We start from the raw sequence: 19620 nt of genomic DNA, 5'->3' as shown, positions 1-19620 counted from the left end.
TGAACCCTGGATGGGCTATAAACCCATGCCGGTTTTCAAGACCGGTGCATTCAACCACTCTGCCACCCCTCCGAACGCGGTGAATAATATCTCTATCGAACCAAGCTTGTAAACCCCTTTTTAAATCTATTGAATCAACTGGTTAAGCCGTGAACATCCCGCTGAATAATTACACCATCCAGCGGCTTTTTCATCGATGTTTGCTTGAGTTACTGCAAAGATCTGAGTAACTTGCTGTATGAAAAGAATTCACACCAACAAGGAATGCACATGCTGTCGGAACAATCTTTTGAGCTGATAGAGCTGGTTGCCAAGCTTGGAAGCTTTACCTCTGCGGCTAACCACTTAAATAAAGTGCCTTCGGCAATCAGTTATGCCGTTAAGCAGATTGAAGAAGAAATTGGTGTAGAGTTGTTTGAACGGCATCATCGCAGCGTCAGCCTAACGGAAGCTGGCGAGCATTTTGTTAGCCACGCTAAAAGCGTTATGGCTTCGATTGTTGAATTGAAACAATCTACGTTAGATATCAACAAAGGCTGGCGCCCTGCTCTAGCCATTGCTATTGATGGTATTGTGCGCGAAGACGGCATTAGTCATCTGATCCGTGCTTTTTATCAACGCTTCACTGATGTTGAGCTAAGGATTTACCGCGAACAAGTTAATGGTTGCTGGCAGGCATTAAGTGAACAACGTTGCCAACTGGCTATTGGCCCCTCGTCAAATATTCCTGTAGGTGGACCATTTGAGTTTCGCAAACTGGCACAGTTGCAATGGAAGTTTGTGGTTGGTGCTAAACACCCTTTAGCTGAAGTCGCACACATTAGCCTTGCTGACTTGGTGGACTATCCGGCGGTATGTGTCAGCGATACCGCGTCCGACTATCCGCGTTATCGTCGCGGTGTGGCCCCAGGACAACGAGCCATGTCGGTACCAGATTGGATCCGCGCAATTAACTGTGTGAAAGATGGCTTGGGCGTTGGCTTGCTACCTGCACATCTTATTGACCCGTTTTTGGCCAACGGCAGCCTAATAGAAAAAACCTGTGAACTGACCCAAGCAGATAGTGAAAGTTTGCTGGTGTGGGATCGCAACGTACAAAATGAGGCAATGACATGGTTAGTTGATTATTTAAGTAGCGATCAGCGGCTAGTCAACAGTTGGTTTTTAGCAAATTAACCTTATATTCATAAAGTCATCGCACACTTAAACGTTAATTCATGGAACGCCGATACAATTCATCGGTCTGAATTAATAACGAATTTTTAATTTCATCGGTAGCATAGGAGATCAACATGAATCAGCATGCAACCTACTCGATTAGCGCTTCTACGGAAGTCGTCAACAAAATGCTGCGCAACACCTACATGTTGCTGGCAATGACACTGGCATTTTCTGCCGTATGTGCGGCGGTTGCCACCGCTATCGGCATTTCACCCATCGCATCGCTGGTACTGTCAATTGGCGGACTCGTATTGCTGTTTGTCACTTTGAAGAAAGCTGACTCCGCTGCGGGTTTGGCATGGATCTTTGCCTTTACCGGTGTCGAAGGTGCGTCGCTAGGTCACTTGCTTAACACCTATTTGGGCATGAACAACGGACCAATGTTAATCATGCAAGCGCTGGGATTAACTGCGGCGATCTTTGTATCGTTATCAGCCTATGCAGTGACCACGAAGAAAGACTTTTCGTTTATGCGTGGGTTCTTAATCGCGGGCTTAGTCGTTGTGATTGTTGCTGCAATCATTAATATCTTCTTAGGTAACTCTGTGGTGTTCATGGCGTTGAATGCCGGTATTGCACTTTTGATGACCGGGTTTATTTTGTTTGATACCAGCCGCATCGTTAACGGTGGTGAAACCAACTACATTCGCGCGACTATCTCGCTGTATTTGGACTTTCTTAACCTGTTTATCGCTATTTTGAATCTGTTGGGTATTAACAACGACGATTAACCTGCTAAATCCCATTATTCTGCGTTAAAATGGCCCTCTTGAATCGAGGGCCATTTTTTTATGCAAACGTTTATTATTTTGGTGAGCAGTACACCGTTAGCCCCCGCTAATGGCCTCAAGGCAATTAAGTTTGCTCACGCTGCCTTATCAAGTGGCCACAAGGTTCACAGTGTGTTTTTCTTGGGGGATGGTGTTTATCACGGCAATGGTCTTACCTTGACCCCATCAGATGAAACCCCACTACTACCAGCATGGCGTCAACTACAGCAAGAATTTAGTATTCCGTTGATTAACTGCGCCACCGCTGCCGCTCGTCGCGGTGTGCTGGCGGCAATTGAGGCGCAGGAGCACGGTTTAACGGCTAACCTTGATGAAGCCTTTACTGCTGGTGGACTCGTTGAGTTAGTTAAAGGCATTAGCCAAAGTGATCGTGTAGTGAGATTTTAATGAAACAGATCGCCGTAATTTTCCGAAGCGCGCCCCATCGTAATGCGCGTGCACGTGAAGGATTAGAGTTTGCCATGTTGGCTGCCAGCCTAGATCAACAGGTCAGTTTAGTTTTTGTCGATGAAGGCATCTTCAATCTACTACCACAGCAAGCGGAGCAGATAGGCAATAAAGATTATCTTGCCACTTTCAAAGCAGTCGATTTCTACGATATTGAACCGGTGATGATACTTGATACCGCGTTAACGAAATTCGGTATCGCCGCCGCGCAATTAAGTTACGCCGCCGATGTGGTTGATCAACTCAGCCTGCAACAGCATCTTCAACAGGTCGATGAGGTACTGGTATTTTGATTCTTCATCAATTTCAGACATCCCTTAATGCCGATAATGCTTATCAAAGTGCCCTGCCTTTGATCGGCACTGACGATAGTGTATTGTTCATGGGCGAAGCGCTGTACGGACTATTACAAACATCATTACCGCGCCCATCAGTACCAACGTATCTATTGGCGGAGGATGTGGCAGCGCTTGGCTTAGCAGCACAGCTAGCCGACTATACTCAGATTGATTACGCGCAGTGGTTACACTTGACGCTAGCACATGACAAGGTTATTTCGTGGTAAACAGTATTGAATTTAATGGGCGTGAAATCGCCATCGATGCACAAGGTTATCTGCTTGATGTGAATGATTGGCAACCTGAGCTGGCACCAATCATTGCCGCAAAGGAAGAGATTGAGTTAACCGATGCCCACTGGGAAGTGGTTAATTTCGTACGTGATTTCTATTTAGAATACAAAACTAGTCCTGCCATTCGAGCTTTAGTTAAAGCGATGGGGCAAAAGCTGGGTGAAGACAAAGGGAATTCAAAATACCTGTATAAGTTATTTCCGGTCGGCCCCGCGAAACAAGCCACCAAAATTGCCGGATTACCCAAACCTGCTAAATGTATTTAGTGTGGTGGACTTGCAGCGTAAAAGTGGTCGCCTAGCTGAATATCGGCGTAAAAAACAACGCTACCTATTGCGATATCGGCTATCACGTTGGTTACTTAGCCTAGCGGCAACACTTACTTTAGCTAGCGCTACTGTTGGTGCTTGGCAATCAAGAAACGCGTCGGTTAACTTCAATGTGAAAACGCACTCTTGGCATCAAACCAATTGGCTTGATTATGTTATCGCGCTGCTGAGCACTGGATTATGTGGTGTGCTGGCGTTGATCGCTGGGCTGTATTTACTTCTGCTGAGCTTATCAGCAACATCTACAGAGCAGTTTTGGCATGGCTATCGCGTCGGCATGAGACAACGACGGCAACTCAAGATTCTCAACAAAAAAGCAAAAGGCAGAGATTGAATCTCTGCCTTTTTCATTGGTTTTAGCCTTAACTTGACTGTATTGACTGGTCATCCATTAGTTAAGGTTTTCTATTACCAGTACTGCGGCTTTCCCTAACGTCGCAAAAATTAATAACAAGAACAATATTGCGACCACTGCGTAGGATAATTTTTTAACGTATCTACGACTGTCATTGTCCATTGACTACTAACCTATTTTTGCAATACCACCCATATATGGACGCAATACTTCTGGCACGGTGATAGAACCATCGGCGTTTTGGTAGTTTTCCAATACGGCCACCAATGTACGGCCGACTGCCAAACCTGAACCATTTAAGGTATGTAGCAAGGTTGGCTTCTTATCAGCAACACCACGATAGCGAGCTTGCATACGACGTGCTTGGAAATCTTTCATGTTTGAACAAGACGAGATCTCACGATAACTGTTTTGCGCTGGCAACCACACTTCCAAGTCATAAGTTTTAGCGGAACCAAAACCCATATCGCCTGTGCACAGGCTCATAACACGATATGGCAAATCGAGTTTTTGCAGCACTTTCTCAGCATGGTTAGTCAGTTGTTCCAATGCATTCATTGAATCTTCCGGTTTCACCAACTGTACTAATTCAACTTTGTCGAATTGGTGTTGACGGATAAGACCACGAGTGTCACGACCGTATGAACCCGCTTCGCTACGGAAACATGCGGTATGTGCAGTCAATTTGATTGGCAACTCAGTTTCATCGATGATCATGTCACGGGCTAAGTTGGTCAACGGCACTTCCGCTGTTGGGATCAAGTGCAAGCTTTGCGCTTCTTCAGTTGCTGGCTTGGTGTGGAACAAGTCTTCTTCAAACTTAGGCAACTGCCCCGTACCTAACAGGCTGTCGTCATTCACCAGCAAAGGTACGTAAGTTTCGGTGTAGCCGTGTTCTGTAGTGTGCAGATCTAACATGAACTGTGCTAGTGCACGGTGCAATTTGGCAATTTGCCCTTGCATAACGACAAAGCGTGAACCAGTCAGTTTAACTGCACTTTTGAAATCTAGACCTTTGACGCCTTCACCTAAGTCAACGTGATCTTTAACTTCAAAATCAAATTCACGAGGAGTGCCCCAGCGGCGTACTTCAACGTTTTCGCTTTCGTCACGACCAACAGGTACTGATTCATCAGGCAAGTTAGGCATGCCCAGCGCAACCGCTTGCACTTCTTCTAACAGTTTGGAGAGTTCAGCTTGCTTAGCTGCCAGCTTTTCGCCCAGATCACCTACCTGTGCCATGATGGGAGCAACATCTTCGCCACGCGATTTCGCTTGGCCAATCGATTTTGAAATCGCATTACGTGAAGCTTGCAGTTCTTCAGTTTCTACCTGAAGCGCCTTACGAGTTTCTTCAAGCTTAGTAAGTTTTGAAACGTCTAGAATAAAACCACGGGTCGCCAAACGCTCAGCCGTCGTCGCCAGTTCATTACGCAGATATTTAGGATCTAACATTTTTTAATCTTTATTCGTTATACGCGTGAAAGAATCAATTGTTGACCAAGATACACCATCAAAAGACAGATAATCAGGTTCAACGCCACATTTAAAAATGCCTTTAGCAACTCACCGCCTTGGATGAGCATTAAGGTCTCATTTGAAAAGGTCGAAAAAGTTGTTAACGCGCCCATAAACCCAACGCCCAACAATGCCTTAACTTCAGGTGAAATATGACTAAGTTGAGATAGCGCGGCAACAATTCCCATCAGAAATGAGCCAAGTACATTAACCGTCAGTGTACCAAAAGGGAAACTACTACCAAATAGCTGGATCATAAATATCGAGATTGAGTAGCGCAAAACTGCACCACCTGCACCACCAAGTGCTACCCAAACCAGATTATTCATAACGTTTCCTTTGACTTGTTTGGTCCATTTGTCGCAACAGCTTTAACTTTTCTTGCATCCGTTTTTCAAACCCGCGGTCGGTCGGATGATAAAACTGACTATCTTTGAGCGTTTCCGGGAAATAATTCTCCCCTGCGGCGTAAGCATTATCTTCGTTATGAGCGTAGCGATAATCCTCGCCCGCTCCGATTGATGCCAGTAATTTGGTCGGTGCATTGCGTAAATGCATCGGCACTGGCTCATTGCCGGTTTGCTGAGCTAATTGACGCGCCGCAGCAAAGGCTTTGTAGACCGCATTGCTTTTTGGCGCGACCGCGAGGTAAACAATTGCTTGAGCGATGGCCCGCTCACCTTCTGCTGGTCCCACTCGATGGAAACAGTCCCAAGCATTAAGTGCCACTGTCATCGCGGTTGGGTCAGCATTACCCACATCTTCCGAGGCGATGGCTAGCAAGCGCCTGGCGACATACAGTGGGTCGCAACCGCCTTCCAACATACGACCATACCAATAAAGTGCGCCATCAGGTGATGAGCCGCGAATCGATTTATGTACGGCGGAGATCAAGTCATAATACTGGTCACCGTTTTTATCAAACCCTGCTAGCTGCTCGCCGGAGACTTGGGTCAGCAGTTCTTTGCTAAACACGCCGCCATCCGGCAACATGTCGGCCATTAACTCCAATAAATTAAGCGCACGTCGAGCATCACCATCCACGGTATCAGCCAACTGCTGTTGCACATCTGCTGGCATCTGTAGTTGACGTTTACCTAGCCCACGCTCAGCATCAGTCAGCGCCTGCTGAACGATGGTACCGATCTCAGCGTCGGACAAACGTTTAATCAGATACACCCGCACGCGACTGAGCAAGGCGTTGTTGATTTCAAACGACGGGTTTTCAGTGGTGGCACCAACGAAAATTACCGTGCCATCTTCAATAAAGGGTAAGAACGCATCTTGCTGGCTTTTGTTGAACCTATGTACCTCATCAACAAACAGCAAGGTACGTTGCCCGCGCGACTGAGCAACGCTTTTGGCGTGTTCAATTGCAGTGCGGATCTCTTTTACACCAGAGCTCACCGCAGAAATCCGCTCAACATGGGCATTCGCGTAATGGGCAATCAGTTCGGCGAGCGTTGTTTTACCGGTGCCAGGAGGGCCCCAGAACATCATCGAATGCGCTTTGCCTACCTGTAGCGCTGAACGTAGCGCCTGCCCTTCACCTAAAATATGCGATTGGCCAACATATTCTTCGATTGTTTGCGGCCGCATTCTCGCCGCTAACGGGCGAAAATCTGGCGCAAAATCAAAACCTAAATTATCCATACTTGCTTGCCGTTATCGACCACGTTGATCGTCAACTGACACACCTTCTGGCACAGTAAAACTAAAAATTGGCGCACTGGCGGCAATCGGTTGTTGCGCGCTCAAAGCAAATTCACTGTGGTTACCTTGATTATCGTTCAACGAAATTTCGGTCAGTTTGTTACCATCAAAACAAACACTCACCCCTTGCACGCCTGCATCGCTGCTTTTCGGATCAATGGTGTAGCAGTTATCTTTGGCTTTGATGTCAAAGTCATTCCACACGGCGGCATCACGGTGAACCAACAAGGTCATTGGAGAGGCGGCAATCGCTTGATCGAGCGGTAGCACGCTGACCTCTTCAGCAAACGGGTTATAAATCCACACGTCTTTACCATCAGCCACAATCAGCGATTCGTCTGGTTGTTGTAGATGCCAATAAAAATGGTTGGGTTGTGCCAACGCCAATAAGCCGCTTCCGGATTGAATCACTTTGTGGTTTACGTCAGTCACGGTCTGCTGAAACTCAGCTTGAAAGCCGGGATTAGCATCTAATTTTTGCTGTAACTGCTCAGCGGGCGTAGCAGCAATGGCCGACGTGGCGCACATACTCAGCGCTACAAACATTAATCGCGTCATGAATACCTCTTTACTTATGACTTTGGTGGCGGCGGAGCGAGCACTTCGCGGTTACCGTTATGGCCTTGAGCACTTACGATGCCCTGCATTTCCATTTGCTCGATAATACGCGCTGCACGGTTGTAGCCAATCTTGAATTTACGCTGCACGCTAGAGATTGAACCACGACGAGTTTCTGTAACGAATGCAACTGCTTCATCGTATAACTCATCGTACTCTTCATCGCCGTTTTCGGCAGCTTCGCCCGGTAACAATACTTGCTCGCCTTCAGATGAACCATTAAGAATTTCATCGAGATACTGCGGTTTACCGCGAGCGTGCCAATCACTCACCACCGCATGTACTTCATCATCGTCGATAAACGCACCGTGCACACGGATAGGAACACTGGTTCCTGGCGGCAGATACAACATATCCCCCATACCCAACAGCGTTTCAGCGCCTTGTTGATCGAGAATGGTTCGAGAGTCAATGCGTGATGACACTTGGAACGCGATACGAGTCGGAATGTTAGCTTTAATCAAACCGGTGATCACATCTACCGATGGGCGCTGTGTGGCGAGAATCAAGTGGATGCCAGCGGCACGCGCTTTCTGTGCAATACGAGCAATCAGCTCTTCCACCTTTTTACCGACAATCATTATCATGTCAGCAAATTCATCGACCACAACGACAATGGACGGCAGTTTTTCTAACGCCGGCGCTTCATCTTCCATGCTCTGGTCTGCACGCCACAATGGGTCTTGAATCACTTCGCCTTCGGCATGAGCTTTATCAATCTTAGCGTTGAAGCCCTTGAGGTTACGCACTCCTAATGCGGACATCAGTTTATATCGGCGCTCCATTTCACCTACACACCAACGCAGTGCGTTAGCGGCTTCTTTCATGTCGGTAACCACTTCACAAAGAAGATGCGGAATGCCTTCGTAGACCGACAGCTCGAGCATTTTCGGGTCGATCATGATAAAGCGCACTTCATCTGGCGATGACTTGTACAGCAAACTGGTAATCATCACGTTTACACCGACAGATTTACCTGAACCTGTGGTACCAGCTACGAGCAAGTGAGGCATTTTCGCTAAATCAACAATGACGGGTTCACCAGCAATGTCCTGCCCTAGCACCATCGTCAGATTCGACTTGTTGGTTTTAAAGGATTCGCAATCAAGCACATCTCGCAGGAATACCGTTTCGCGGAATTTGTTTGGCAACTCTAAGCCAACGTAGGCTTTGCCAGGAATAACTTCGACAACACGCACGCTTTCGGCCAGCAGTGAACGCGCCAAATCTTTTGACAGGTTTGAGATCTTAGACGCTTTAACGCCAGGAGCTAATTCCAGCTCAAAACGCGTAATGACCGGCCCTGGAAAAACCCCGACCACATTTGCGGTAATGTTAAAGTCCGCCAATTTGACTTCAACCAAGCGCGCCACCTGCTGCAGCTCATCTTCAGAAATTGGGTTTTGCTTACGATTGGGTACATTGAGCAAGTCGATACTTGGCAACGGCGTTTCTGGTTTAGGCCGCGCGATTGGCTCTTCACCTGGGATGACAATGATGCCGTTTTCTACTCTCGCCTTTTGCGCATCAAGCTTACGCTGCTTGAAATTGCTGGTTGTACCGGTAGAGCGCGGTGTTTCAAAAGCATCGTCCAATGGCTCAACCACGGCATTTGGCGCAGCATGGTCTTCAGCGTGGTACATGTGAATAACCGGCTCAACGCGAGTACCAGCTGGCACCTCTAAGGTATCAGTATCTTCATCAACGACAGGCTTTTTACGAATAAAGCGCGATAACAGCCCTGTTTTGTGTTCGCCATCGGTGTCACTGTCGTCATCTTCATCTGGTGTTTGTTCGACTGGATCAGCGTGTTTTGATACAGCTTGTGGCTTGTATTCAAGTTCAGCTTCTGCACGGCGTTGCTTAAACTTTTCAACCACGGACAAAAAACCTTGAGTGTCTTTGGTTTCTTTAGCTGACGAGAACGCTTGCGGAATATCGCCCAGCTTCTTTACCGCCCAGAACGTGCCGTAACCAATGGATTCAACCAACGCAATCATGCTAATGCCTGTCATCAGGGTGAAACCAGCACAGACAAAACACAGTAGCAGTAGCGTGGTGCCGAGCTGATTGAAGTACGGCAGCATGGCTTGCCAAATCACATCCCCCGTTACACCACCGGCGGAAAATTCGTAGATATCATTAGCATTCATCGACGCCAGTGCCGCAAGACTGGTCACTAACAACAAAAAGCCAACTATTCTCAGGCCAACAGAGAAATAATCCACCCGAGTTAACTCGTAACTACGACGGAATAGCAGCCAGCCAAGCGCCACTATTACCAACGGAATGCAGTAGGCGGTGTAACCGAGGAAATAGAGCAGCACATCGGCTGTCCATGCACCGACAGCACCTGCGAGGTTTTTAATGTTGCCACTAAATCGTGACTGGCTCCATCCGGGATCGGACGGATTAAAACTGCCAAGTGACAATAGAATGTAAACGGCCGCAACGCCACAGATGATTAAGCCGATTTCCTGCAAACGTTGCAGGCCGGACAAGGTTTTAATGCTTTTTCCCTGAGACAAGCTGGTATCCATCGAAGCAAAAATGAAACTGCAGCTAAGATACCAGAATCTGCCGTAAAGTGCAGTGGTCCTCAGCCATTTGAGAGGATAAGCATAGCTTTATGAAGTTGAAGGGAAATTGAACGATAAGAAAGTTGTCTTTTATCGTAATAAAAGACAACTTGGATAGTGCTTACAATTCAATCGCGATGCGATTGCTTTGTTTTACTTCTTCCATGACCACGTAGGTACGAGTATCAGAGACTGCTGGCAACTTCAGCAGGGTTTCCCCTAGCAGTTTGCGGTAGGCAGACATGTCTTCCACTCGTGTTTTCAACAGGTAATCGAAATCACCTGATACTAAGTGACACTCCTGAATATTATCGAGATATTGAACGGCGCGATTAAACTTATCAAAAACGTCAGGCGTATCGCGGTTAAGGGTGATCTCTACAAAAATCAGTAGTGATGCTCCCAGCAACTGCGGATTTACCTGGGCGTTATATCCCTTGATATATCCTTGCTTTTCTAAGCGTTTAACCCGTTCCAGACAAGGAGTAGGACTTAATCCCACTCTTTTTGAAAGTTCGACGTTCGACATACGACCATCGTTTTGCAGTTCATTAAGGATGTTACGGTCGATTCTATCGAGGTCTTTCATAGTGCTCTTTTTAATTTCGGCCATTTTTTTAACCTTGTTTTATCACTAAAACAATATTTAATTTCGCGTATGTTGGAACTTCAGCAACATTATCTGCTGCGACAATAATATACTAGAAAATCCTGATGCATGACATCAGCAGTTAATTATAACAAATATCTTACTCCCGACAGATGTGTTTTACACTCGAGGCTCTACATATGAAAATTGGTGTACCAAAAGAGATAAAAAACCATGAATACCGCGTAGGTATGGTGCCATCCGCCGTGAAGGAACTTACCCTACAAGGGCATCAGGTTTTCATTGAGCAAAACGCCGGTACAGGCATTGGTTTCAGTGACCAAGCGTATATTGACGCGGGTGCCGAAATCCTTGCGACAGCAGAAGAAATCTTTGCGATTGCAGAGATGATTGTCAAAGTTAAAGAGCCTTTGGCGGTAGAACGCGCCATGCTCAAGCACGATCAGATTTTATTTACTTATCTCCATTTGGCGCCAGATCTGCCTCAAACTGAAGATTTAATAAAAAGTGGCGCAGTTTGTATCGCCTATGAAACCGTTACCGATGACCGTGGCGGTTTACCACTGTTAGCTCCAATGTCAGAAGTTGCTGGCCGCATGTCGATTCAAGCGGGCGCCATGGCGTTGGAAAAATCTCACGGCGGTCGCGGCATGTTGCTTGGCGGAGTTCCCGGTGTAGCACCGGCGAAAGTCGTCATTATTGGTGGCGGCATGGTAGGTACCAATGCAGCGCAAATTGCGCTGGGTATGGGTGCGGACGTCACTGTAGTTGATCGTTCTATCGATGCGTTGCGTCGTTTGAATGCGCAATTTGGTGCAGCGCTTAAAACCGTTTACTCGACCGCGGATGCCATTGAAAAACTGGTGTTGGACGCTGATTTAGTGATCGGTGGTGTACTGATCCCAGGTGCCGCCGCACCAAAACTGGTGACTAAAGAGATGGTAGCTAAGATGAAGCCCGGTAGTGCGATTGTCGACGTGGCAATTGACCAAGGTGGCTGTGTCGAAACATCCAAAGCAACCACACACCAAGACCCAACCTATATTGTTGATGACGTGGTGCACTATTGTGTGGCCAACATGCCGGGCGCTGTGGCTCGTACTTCAACATTTGCGCTCAACAGCGCTACCCTGCCCTACATTCTCAAGCTGGCTAAGCTCGGTTATAAAGAAGCATTGCTGCACGATAGACACCTGCTTAATGGTCTCAATGTGATGCACGGTAAGCTCACTTGTCGTGAAGTTGCCGAAGCACATGGGTTGGAATACACCCCAGCAACCACCATATTGTAATGGCGTGGCAAAGTTCTTGATTAAAAAGGAGTCAATGGCTCCTTTTTTCGATTACAGCAATCATGAATATTCCTTTAAGCTAGCTTTACCACTGCAGCTAAATTACCTAAAATCCCTGCCACTATACCGAACAGACGGAGCTTAAAATGAGCGAATCCAAACACTGTCATCTGCTGATCCTTGGTTCAGGCCCAGCTGGCTACACTGCAGCGGTTTATGCCGCGCGTGCCAACCTGAATCCAGTCATGATCACGGGTATGCAACAAGGCGGACAGTTAACCACGACCACTGAAGTGGAAAACTGGCCTGGCGACGCAGATGATCTGACCGGACCGCTGCTGATGGACCGTATGCAAAAGCATGCGGAAAAATTCAACACCGACATCATTTTCGATCACATCAATAAGGTAGATCTGTCTAAGCGTCCATTCACTTTAGTGGGTGACAACGGCAGCTACACTTGTGATGCGCTGATCGTTACCACAGGAGCATCAGCCAAATATCTCGGTCTGCCTTCTGAAGAATCATTCAAAGGCCGTGGTGTTTCAGCTTGTGCGACCTGTGATGGTTTCTTTTATCGTAACCAAAAAGTGGCGGTTATCGGCGGTGGTAACACTGCGGTAGAAGAAGCATTGTACCTGTCTAACATTGCTGCTGAAGTACACGTAATTCACCGTCGTGACACCTTCCGCTCTGAAAAGATCCTGATTGATCGCATGATGGATAAAGTTGCTAACGGCAATATCGTACTGCATTTAGATAGTACCCTTGATGAAGTGGTTGGCGATGACATGGGCGTTACTGGTGTAAAACTGAAAAGCACCAAAGACGGCAGCGTTAGCGACTTAGACGTAGCAGGCGTATTTGTGGCTATCGGCCACAGCCCGAATACTGGCATCTTCGAAGGTCAATTGGAAATGAACAATGGCTATTTGAAGGTAAACAGCGGCCTGCAAGGCAATGCCACACAAACTAGCGTTGAAGGTGTATTTGCTGCTGGTGACGTAATGGATCAACATTATCGTCAAGCCATTACTTCTGCGGGTACTGGTTGTATGGCGGCACTGGATGCTGAACGTTATCTAGACGCACAAAAATAGCAAATAACTGCTTATTTTTAAAGTAAAAAAGCCAGCAATTAGCGCTGGCTTTTTCTTTGAAAAAACAACAGTTAACCTTTCAGCGCTTGCTTAATTAACGCTTGCGCTTCGTTAAGCAAACTCGCCAAGTGCTGTTCGCTGATAAAACTCTCGGCATAAACTTTATATAACGCCTCGGTGCCTGAAGGACGCGCCGCAAACCAACCATTCGCTGTGTTGACTTTAATGCCGCCGATCGCTGCACCATTGCCTGGCGCATGGGTCAATACACTTTCAATGGCTTCACCTGCCAGCTCACTTGCTCCTAAGGTATCAGCATTAAGATCGCCAAACTTGGCTTTCTGTTTCGGGCTAATTGGGCTGTCTACTCGGCTGTAATAGCTAGTACCATATTCTTTGATCAGTTCTTGATAACGCTCAGCGGGTGTCTTACCGGTAACCGCTAGGATTTCCGCCGCGAGCAGGCCAAGAATGATACCGTCTTTATCGGTACACCAAGTGGTGCCATCAAAGCGTAAAAATGCCGCCCCCGCACTTTCTTCACCACCGAAGGCAAATGAGCCATTGGCGAGCCCATCTACGAACCATTTAAAACCGACTGGCACTTCGCACAGGTTACGTTGATGACCAGCCACAATGCGGTCAATCAATGCACTCGATACCAAGGTTTTACCAATTTTCAGCTCGCTCGACCACTGTGGTCGATGAGTCAACAGGTAATCAATTGCTACCGCCAGATAATGGTTAGGGTTCATCAAGCCATAATGGGGGCAAACAATGCCATGACGGTCGTAATCTGGGTCATTACCGAGACAGACATCAAACTCATCTTGATGTTTCAGTAAGCCAGCCATAGCGTATGGCGAGGAGCAATCCATACGGATTTTGCCGTCTTTGTCGAGCGGCATAAAACCAAAAGTAGGATCCACTTTGTCATTCACTAAGGTGATATTAATGCCGAACTCTTTAGCGATCACATCCCAATAGTAAATGCCGGAGCCGCCGAGTGGGTCGACACCAATCTTAATACCGGCTTTAGCAATGGCTTTTACATCAACCACGTTGGCTAGGTCTTTAACGTATGGCGTAATCAAATCACGCTCTTTCACAAGCCCCGCTGTTTTTGCCACGCCGTAGTTCAGTTTTTTGATGCCTTCTAGCCGATTTTTCAAATACTGATTAGCACGGTCTTGAATCCAACTGGTCACTTGCCCTTCGGCTGGACCACCATGTGGAGGATTGTATTTAATGCCACCGTCTTGTGGCGGATTATGCGACGGCGTGATAATCAGGCCATCGGCTAAACCGTCAGTGTCTTTTGCCTTGCCTTTATTGACAGAAACAATCGCGTGAGACACTACAGGTGTGGGCGTAAAACTTTCATCCTGCTGCACTACCACTTTGACATCATTTGCTACCAGTACTTCTAATGCAGAAATATATGCAGCTTGTGATAATGCATGGGTATCCATTCCCAAGAATAGCTCACCGTTAATGCCCGCTTGCTGACGGTAATCTACAGTTGCTTGGGTAATCGCCCAAATGTGGTTTTGGTTGAAGCTACTTAATAATGCAGAGCCTCGATGGCCTGATGTACCAAAACTCACTTGCTCCGCTGCGTTTTCCACATTAGGAACGAGACGATAGTACAAGCTCATTAGTTTTGGGATGCTGATAAGATCTTGCTGTTCGGCAACTTTGCCTGCGCGGTCGTGAATAGCCAAAATGTCCTCTCTTTCCTTGAAATGAAATCAATTAAGCCTATTTCGATAATGCCTGATTCGCCAAAGCAACGGCAACAGATTCGTTGCAACCTAATGCCTGAATGGCTTCGGTCAGAATAGCCTGCTTTTTAGCGGTATTGTTATTGGTGGTTACCCAGTAACCACTGTTACCAATTTCTTTAGGGTTGCTGGACTGGCTGGCTTGCAATAGCTCATCTTTGGAGCGTGCAAAATACAGTCGATCGCGACCTTGTACCTGTAACACCGCCGCAAATTTTTTCGGCGCTTGTTGCTGCAAACTGCTTAATGCATAAAGGAAACGTCCAACGGCGCCTTTCTGCTCTTCCAGTTGCGCTTGGCTAAATTGGAATTCAGTTGCACCGGCTTCTGGTTCGTCAGGTAATGAATTAGGTTGATAATTTGATTCTAAACTTGGTTGGCTTACCGTAACGGTTACAGGCTGACTCTCTTCTGAATCAGTAACAGACAATGCCAGCAAGCGGCGTAGAATATCTGAGGCACTCTCACCAATTTTTTCAGTTTTACTGGCAATGTAACGATAAAGTTCTTCATCTATTTCAATATATTTCATGCTATTCCCTGACATACGAATGCGATAACTTTTCGCAGTAGAAGCGTTTTCTTATTAGTAGAGGCAGTATGCCATAATCCTTTTATAGCGACATGATTTCTCCGTAAAAATTTCGCTGTCTAAGGCGATTGTTGCCACCAACTGAATAAATTTACCGCAATAAAATTAGCCGATTGGCTTGTCTCGTTGCTAACCATGGCCCAAAATAGCCGCCTCCTGCCAAATCGGAATTCATAGTAGTAACGCTGCATGGTAAATTTTGTTGATACAGGCGCGGGCTTTCCCGTAGTGCTAATACATGGCTTGTTTGGTGACTGTGACAATCTCAAAGGCTTAGCTAGAGAGCTCGAAAGCCGCAATCGCACGATTCGCATCGATTGCCCCAACCATGGCCACAGCCCGCAATTAAGTCCAATGACCTATCCCGCTATGGCGGCAGCAATTATGGAAGTGTTGGATTCGCTCGCGATTGATAGCTTCTATGTAGTGGGTCACTCCATGGGTGGCAAAATTGCCATGACCTTGGCACTTAACTATCCTCAGCGAGTAAAAGCCGTGGTAGCAGCTGATATTGCCCCGGTAAGTTATCCGCCACACCATGAGAAAGTTTTTGCTGGGCTTACTTCAATGCCCGCAGATATCAAAGATCGACGCGCGGCCCTCGCCCATCTGTTGTCTTACGATATCGATGAAGCAACAGCCCAATTCCTCTTGAAAAGCTTACGTCGCGGTGATGATGGTTTTGGTTGGAAATTTAACCTCGCCGAGCTAATCAACAGTTATGACTATATTATCGGCTGGTTCAATACTGATGTGAGTGCAGCAAAAGTCTATCAAGGCCCTGTACTGTTGGTGCGTGGCGGCGATTCAAACTACGTCACGGCAGAATACACCGCAGAAGTGATGCGTCAGTTCCCGCAAGTGAGTGCTAAAACCATTCAAGGCACTGGGCATTGGTTGCATGCACAAAAACCAGCAGTGTTTAATCGGATTGTCAGCGAATTTATCGACAACTGTTCAGCAAATGCTTAACAGTGTATGGCTGATGGCGGGAGGCTGTGATATATTCCCGCTTCTTTTACGCAAGGGATTTTGCTTAAGCGCTTGATCCCGTGTGAGTAGCTAGGGGCTGTTAGCCTTTGCTGATGTTTTTTGCAGTTAGCAAGGCGTGATTTTAGGCAACGGCAGAGATGTGTGGAGATATGGCTCTCCGCCACCAATGTCTAACGCCGATCAGATTGCGCTCAGTAACAGCCCAAAGGCTTCGGTAACGCGCAGTTATAATAAGAAACATGGCAAAAGAATCAACTGACAGAACCACGATCGACCTTTTTGCCAATGAAAAGCGACGTGGACGTCCAAGAAGTAATCCACTCTCTCGTGAGCAGCAGTTACGCGTCAACAAACGTAACCAAATAAAACGTGATCGAGAGAAGGGATTAAAACGAATAGAGTTAAAGGTGTCACAAGAATTGTTTGACGCCTTGAATGAGAAAGCGTCCGACAGTAACATCAGTCGCAGTCAGCTAATTGAGATCATTCTTCAGGACACTCTGACTCGGCAGTATTGAGCGATCTCAGACTTTTTGTGTATTTAGATTAACTAAAGGAAAGACAATGGCAACTGTAGGTCTTTTTTTCGGTAGCGACACAGGTAACACTGAAGCTATCGCCCAGATGATCCAGAAAAAACTGGGCGAGAAAATGGTCGCCGTAAAAGATATTGCCAAGAGTACTAAAGAGGATATCGCGTCATACGATTTATTACTCCTCGGCATTCCCACTTGGTACTACGGCGAAGCCCAATGTGATTGGGATGACTTCTTCCCAGAATTGGAAAAGATCGACTTTACCGACAAACTGGTAGCGATTTTCGGTTGTGGTGACCAAGAAGATTACGCAGAGTACTTCTTGGATGCTATGGGTACTATTCGCGATATCGTGGAACCTCGTGGTGCCATCATCATTGGACACTGGCCAACTGAAGGTTACGACTTTGAAGCATCAAAAGCCTTGGTAGATGACAAACATTTTGTCGGCTTAGGCATTGATGAAGACCGTCAACCAGAGCTTACTGAAGAACGCGTTGATGCTTGGGTTAAGCAGATTTATGATGAAATGTGCTTAAGCGAACTGGAAGACTAATTTCCAGTTAATGTAATGATAAAAGGCGGCTCAATGCCGCCTTTTTTGTGGACAGCATGAAAGAGTTAAGTTTATCCCCTACTCCCAGCCAACATTGGGACATCTTCTGCACTGTGGTTGATAACTACGGTGATATTGGTGTCACTTGGCGCTTGGCTAAACAGCTCGCTGATGAATATCAATTAGCAGTTAACCTATGGGTTGACGACTTACGCAGCTTTCAGTTTATTTTGCCAGAATTGGATATCGAGCTGGTTGAACAAACACATCAACGGGTCAACATCATTAAATGGCAACAACCGTTAACGCGCCAATGGCAAGCTGGTGCTGCGCTAATTGAAGCGTTTGCGTGTGAACTGCCAGATGAAATTACCGCAGCAACCGCTTCGGTTTCTCCCTTCCCTCTGTGGATCAACCTCGAATATCTTAGCGCCGAGGTGTGGATTGATGACTGCCATGGCCTAAACTCGCCCGTTAAAAATGGCGTAAAAAAACGTTTCTTCTTTCCCGGATTTTCTGAGAAGTCTGGCGGTCTGCTTTGTGAAGCCGATTTATTTGAACGCCGTGACGCATGGCGAAGGAATAATCAGCGATTTTCACTCTATGAACGCTTAGGTATTGATAGCGTTCAGCCCGAAGATCAAGTGATTAGCCTATTCAGCTACGAGACATCGGCCATTAACGCAATGTGCCAGCAGCTTATCGATGGCGAACGTGTCACTCATCTGTTAGTGCCGCGAGGCCGAGCGCTAACATCGGTAGCCGACGCGTTAGCAACCACCACGGAACAACTCTTTCAACAACGGCACTATTTGCAAGGTAAATTGGCGTTACATGTACTGCCAATGACCAATCAGGAACAGTACGATCAGCTACTATGGTCGTGTGATTTTAACATCGTTCGCGGCGAAGATTCTTTCCTGCGAGCGCAGTGGGCCGGCAAGCCGTTCATATGGCACATTTATCCGCAAGATGAAGATGCACATATTGATAAATTACAAGCATTTATGCAGCGTTATTGCCAACTGCTGCCATTAGACGCCGCAAACACCTGGCAACAGCTAAATTTAGCCTTTAACCAGAACGCCCCATCAGTCTTTAGCGATAACTGGCAATCTCTGCAACATCATGGAGTTACGTTAGCCCAACATGCGGAAATTTGGCCAAAAACTGCAATAAGCTACGCAGATCTCGCTAAGAGGCTAGTGCAAATGGTGAAAAACGGCTAAGATGCTGCGCTGTAGTGAAAAACCGTGAAATATAGGAATCTAGGTAATGAAAACTGCTCAGGAAGTCCGCGCAGGTAACGTAATTATGGTTGACGGTAACCCAATGGTGGTTCTGAAAACCGAATACAACAAATCTGGCCGTAACGCTGCGGTTTGTAAAATGAAACTTAAGAACCTGTTGCTGGGTTCAGGTACTGAAACTGTGTTCAAAGCGGATGACAAATTAGAAGACATCCAATTGGAACGCCTGGAATGTACTTATTCCTACTTTGCCGATCCAATGTATGTGTTCATGGACGCAGAATTTAACCAGTACGATGTTGAAGCAGAAAACATGGGCGATGCTATCAACTATATCGTAGATGGTATGGAAGAAATCTGTCAGGTAACTTTCTACGAAGGTAAAGCAATCTCTGTTGAATTGCCTACTACTATTGTTCGTGAAGTGGGTTACACTGAACCAGCAGCGCGTGGCGACACCACTGGTAAAGTAATGAAACCAGCTAAACTGGTTAACTCAGAACTGACTGTGATGGTTGCTGACTTCGTTAAAGAAGGCGACAAAATCGAAATCGATACCCGTACTGGCGAATTCAAAAAACGCGTGTAATCAGTACCGATATCCATTGAAAAGCCAGCACATTGTGCTGGCTTTTTTGTTTGCCCAGCGAAGCTGGCAAACCCGTCAGGTTGAAAGAAACCTGAATCGCCCCGACTGAGGGGAAG

General features: G+C 46.7%; 22 protein-coding genes. 14 read left to right on the top strand and 8 right to left on the bottom strand.

The features are described 5' to 3' along the window. Nucleotides 1-270: 270 nt before the first annotated feature. The 7 genes from punR to ACN0TT_RS19650 all read left to right on the top strand — a co-directional run bounded on the left by punR (nt 271) and on the right by ACN0TT_RS19650 (nt 3753). Nucleotides 271-1176, top strand: coding sequence for a DNA-binding transcriptional activator PunR (gene punR / locus ACN0TT_RS19680; protein WP_417763827.1), 906 nt, complete (start codon nt 271-273; stop codon nt 1174-1176). 116 nt (nt 1177-1292) lie between these two features. Next, nucleotides 1293-1952 carry a Bax inhibitor-1/YccA family protein gene (locus ACN0TT_RS19675; RefSeq protein ID WP_417763826.1) on the top strand — a complete coding sequence of 220 codons (660 nt, stop codon included), beginning with the start codon at nt 1293-1295 and terminating at the stop codon, nt 1950-1952. 60 nt (nt 1953-2012) lie between these two features. Beyond that, nucleotides 2013-2399, top strand: coding sequence for a sulfurtransferase complex subunit TusD (gene tusD / locus ACN0TT_RS19670; RefSeq protein WP_417763825.1), 387 nt, complete (start codon nt 2013-2015; stop codon nt 2397-2399). Next, entirely contained in the window at nt 2399-2752 is a 354-nt protein-coding gene (gene tusC / locus ACN0TT_RS19665; RefSeq protein WP_417763824.1) for a sulfurtransferase complex subunit TusC, read from the top strand. The genes tusD and tusC overlap by 1 nt, the downstream gene beginning before the upstream one ends. Next, nucleotides 2749-3024 carry a sulfurtransferase complex subunit TusB gene (gene tusB, locus ACN0TT_RS19660; protein WP_417763823.1) on the top strand — a complete coding sequence of 92 codons (276 nt, stop codon included), beginning with the start codon at nt 2749-2751 and terminating at the stop codon, nt 3022-3024. Before tusC ends, tusB begins: the two co-directional genes overlap by 4 nt. After that, entirely contained in the window at nt 3018-3356 is a 339-nt protein-coding gene (locus ACN0TT_RS19655; RefSeq protein ID WP_417763822.1) for a TusE/DsrC/DsvC family sulfur relay protein, read from the top strand. The genes tusB and ACN0TT_RS19655 overlap by 7 nt, the downstream gene beginning before the upstream one ends. A gap of 1 nt (nt 3357) precedes the next feature. Next, nucleotides 3358-3753, top strand: coding sequence for a hypothetical protein (locus ACN0TT_RS19650; protein WP_417763821.1), 396 nt, complete (start codon nt 3358-3360; stop codon nt 3751-3753). A gap of 189 nt (nt 3754-3942) precedes the next feature. On the opposite strand, the gene serS is transcribed toward ACN0TT_RS19650, so the two are convergent. From serS to lrp, 6 genes are all read right to left on the bottom strand, one after another. After that, entirely contained in the window at nt 3943-5229 is a 1287-nt protein-coding gene (gene serS, locus ACN0TT_RS19645; protein ID WP_417763820.1) for a serine--tRNA ligase, read from the bottom strand. A gap of 17 nt (nt 5230-5246) precedes the next feature. Beyond that, entirely contained in the window at nt 5247-5621 is a 375-nt protein-coding gene (crcB, locus tag ACN0TT_RS19640; protein WP_417763819.1) for a fluoride efflux transporter CrcB, read from the bottom strand. Next, nucleotides 5614-6945, bottom strand: coding sequence for a replication-associated recombination protein A (locus ACN0TT_RS19635; protein WP_417763818.1), 1332 nt, complete (start codon nt 6943-6945; stop codon nt 5614-5616). Before ACN0TT_RS19635 ends, crcB begins: the two co-directional genes overlap by 8 nt. Before the next feature lie 12 nt (nt 6946-6957). Continuing rightward, nucleotides 6958-7563 (bottom strand): outer membrane lipoprotein chaperone LolA, encoded by a 606-nt coding sequence (gene lolA, locus ACN0TT_RS19630; RefSeq protein WP_417763817.1) that lies wholly within the window; start codon nt 7561-7563, stop codon nt 6958-6960. 14 nt (nt 7564-7577) lie between these two features. Further along, entirely contained in the window at nt 7578-10151 is a 2574-nt protein-coding gene (locus tag ACN0TT_RS19625; protein ID WP_417763816.1) for a DNA translocase FtsK, read from the bottom strand. 172 nt (nt 10152-10323) lie between these two features. Further along, nucleotides 10324-10815 carry a leucine-responsive transcriptional regulator Lrp gene (gene lrp / locus ACN0TT_RS19620; protein ID WP_417763815.1) on the bottom strand — a complete coding sequence of 164 codons (492 nt, stop codon included), beginning with the start codon at nt 10813-10815 and terminating at the stop codon, nt 10324-10326. 176 nt (nt 10816-10991) lie between these two features. Here lrp and ald point away from each other — a divergent pair, with 176 nt between their 5' ends. Continuing rightward, the gene (ald, locus tag ACN0TT_RS19615; protein WP_417763814.1) at nt 10992-12104 is read left to right on the top strand and encodes an alanine dehydrogenase; all 1113 of its coding nucleotides are present in this window, start codon (nt 10992-10994) and stop codon (nt 12102-12104) included. Nucleotides 12105-12250: 146 nt separating this feature from the next. Then, nucleotides 12251-13204 (top strand): thioredoxin-disulfide reductase, encoded by a 954-nt coding sequence (gene trxB, locus ACN0TT_RS19610; RefSeq protein ID WP_417763813.1) that lies wholly within the window; start codon nt 12251-12253, stop codon nt 13202-13204. Between the two features lie 71 nt (nt 13205-13275). On the opposite strand, the gene pgm is transcribed toward trxB, so the two are convergent. Together pgm and seqA are read right to left on the bottom strand one after the other, a co-directional pair. Further along, a complete protein-coding gene (gene pgm / locus ACN0TT_RS19605; protein WP_417763812.1) occupies nt 13276-14928 on the bottom strand; it encodes a phosphoglucomutase (alpha-D-glucose-1,6-bisphosphate-dependent) in 1653 nt (550 codons plus the stop codon). Between the two features lie 37 nt (nt 14929-14965). Beyond that, on the bottom strand, nt 14966-15520 hold the full coding sequence (seqA, locus tag ACN0TT_RS19600) for a replication initiation negative regulator SeqA (RefSeq protein WP_417763811.1): 555 nt from the start codon (nt 15518-15520) through the stop codon (nt 14966-14968). 249 nt (nt 15521-15769) lie between these two features. Between seqA and ACN0TT_RS19595 the strand changes: the two genes are divergently transcribed. The 5 genes from ACN0TT_RS19595 (at nt 15770) to efp (ending at nt 19504) form a co-directional block, all read left to right on the top strand. Further along, the gene (locus tag ACN0TT_RS19595) at nt 15770-16552 is read left to right on the top strand and encodes an alpha/beta fold hydrolase (RefSeq protein WP_417763810.1); all 783 of its coding nucleotides are present in this window, start codon (nt 15770-15772) and stop codon (nt 16550-16552) included. Between the two features lie 260 nt (nt 16553-16812). Next, on the top strand, nt 16813-17091 hold the full coding sequence (gene ybfE / locus ACN0TT_RS19590) for a LexA regulated protein (protein WP_417763809.1): 279 nt from the start codon (nt 16813-16815) through the stop codon (nt 17089-17091). 46 nt (nt 17092-17137) lie between these two features. Next, nucleotides 17138-17665 carry a flavodoxin FldA gene (gene fldA, locus ACN0TT_RS19585; RefSeq protein ID WP_417763808.1) on the top strand — a complete coding sequence of 176 codons (528 nt, stop codon included), beginning with the start codon at nt 17138-17140 and terminating at the stop codon, nt 17663-17665. Nucleotides 17666-17721: 56 nt separating this feature from the next. Then, nucleotides 17722-18894, top strand: a complete 1173-nt coding sequence (earP, locus tag ACN0TT_RS19580; protein WP_417763807.1) for an elongation factor P maturation arginine rhamnosyltransferase EarP — start codon at nt 17722-17724, stop codon at nt 18892-18894. 46 nt (nt 18895-18940) lie between these two features. Then, nucleotides 18941-19504 carry an elongation factor P gene (gene efp, locus ACN0TT_RS19575; RefSeq protein WP_238897402.1) on the top strand — a complete coding sequence of 188 codons (564 nt, stop codon included), beginning with the start codon at nt 18941-18943 and terminating at the stop codon, nt 19502-19504. The last annotated feature ends 116 nt before the right edge of the window (nt 19505-19620 follow it).

Source organism: Shewanella sp., from assembly GCF_048265805.1.
Taxonomy (GTDB): Bacteria; Pseudomonadota; Gammaproteobacteria; order Enterobacterales; family Shewanellaceae; genus Shewanella.
Note: the sequence above shows the minus strand (reverse complement) of the source record. Positions and strands in the feature narration are given on the sequence as shown.

What these genes read in the sequence shown, in the direction of transcription:
- tusC (WP_417763824.1), top strand. Translation starts at nt 2,399, where the DNA reads ATGAAACAGATCGCCGTAATTTTCCGAAGCGCGCCCCATCGTAATGCG.
- ybfE (WP_417763809.1), top strand. Translation starts at nt 16,813, where the DNA reads ATGGCAAAAGAATCAACTGACAGAACCACGATCGACCTTTTTGCCAAT.
- trxB (WP_417763813.1), top strand. Translation starts at nt 12,251, where the DNA reads ATGAGCGAATCCAAACACTGTCATCTGCTGATCCTTGGTTCAGGCCCA.
- efp (WP_238897402.1), top strand. Translation starts at nt 18,941, where the DNA reads ATGAAAACTGCTCAGGAAGTCCGCGCAGGTAACGTAATTATGGTTGAC.
- crcB (WP_417763819.1), bottom strand. Translation starts at nt 5,621, where the DNA reads ATGAATAATCTGGTTTGGGTAGCACTTGGTGGTGCAGGTGGTGCAGTT.
- seqA (WP_417763811.1), bottom strand. Translation starts at nt 15,520, where the DNA reads ATGAAATATATTGAAATAGATGAAGAACTTTATCGTTACATTGCCAGT.
- serS (WP_417763820.1), bottom strand. Translation starts at nt 5,229, where the DNA reads ATGTTAGATCCTAAATATCTGCGTAATGAACTGGCGACGACGGCTGAG.
- ACN0TT_RS19635 (WP_417763818.1), bottom strand. Translation starts at nt 6,945, where the DNA reads ATGGATAATTTAGGTTTTGATTTTGCGCCAGATTTTCGCCCGTTAGCG.
- fldA (WP_417763808.1), top strand. Translation starts at nt 17,138, where the DNA reads ATGGCAACTGTAGGTCTTTTTTTCGGTAGCGACACAGGTAACACTGAA.
- earP (WP_417763807.1), top strand. Translation starts at nt 17,722, where the DNA reads ATGAAAGAGTTAAGTTTATCCCCTACTCCCAGCCAACATTGGGACATC.
- lrp (WP_417763815.1), bottom strand. Translation starts at nt 10,815, where the DNA reads ATGGCCGAAATTAAAAAGAGCACTATGAAAGACCTCGATAGAATCGAC.
- ald (WP_417763814.1), top strand. Translation starts at nt 10,992, where the DNA reads ATGAAAATTGGTGTACCAAAAGAGATAAAAAACCATGAATACCGCGTA.
- tusD (WP_417763825.1), top strand. Translation starts at nt 2,013, where the DNA reads ATGCAAACGTTTATTATTTTGGTGAGCAGTACACCGTTAGCCCCCGCT.
- punR (WP_417763827.1), top strand. Translation starts at nt 271, where the DNA reads ATGCTGTCGGAACAATCTTTTGAGCTGATAGAGCTGGTTGCCAAGCTT.
- lolA (WP_417763817.1), bottom strand. Translation starts at nt 7,563, where the DNA reads ATGACGCGATTAATGTTTGTAGCGCTGAGTATGTGCGCCACGTCGGCC.
- ACN0TT_RS19595 (WP_417763810.1), top strand. Translation starts at nt 15,770, where the DNA reads ATGGTAAATTTTGTTGATACAGGCGCGGGCTTTCCCGTAGTGCTAATA.
- ACN0TT_RS19675 (WP_417763826.1), top strand. Translation starts at nt 1,293, where the DNA reads ATGAATCAGCATGCAACCTACTCGATTAGCGCTTCTACGGAAGTCGTC.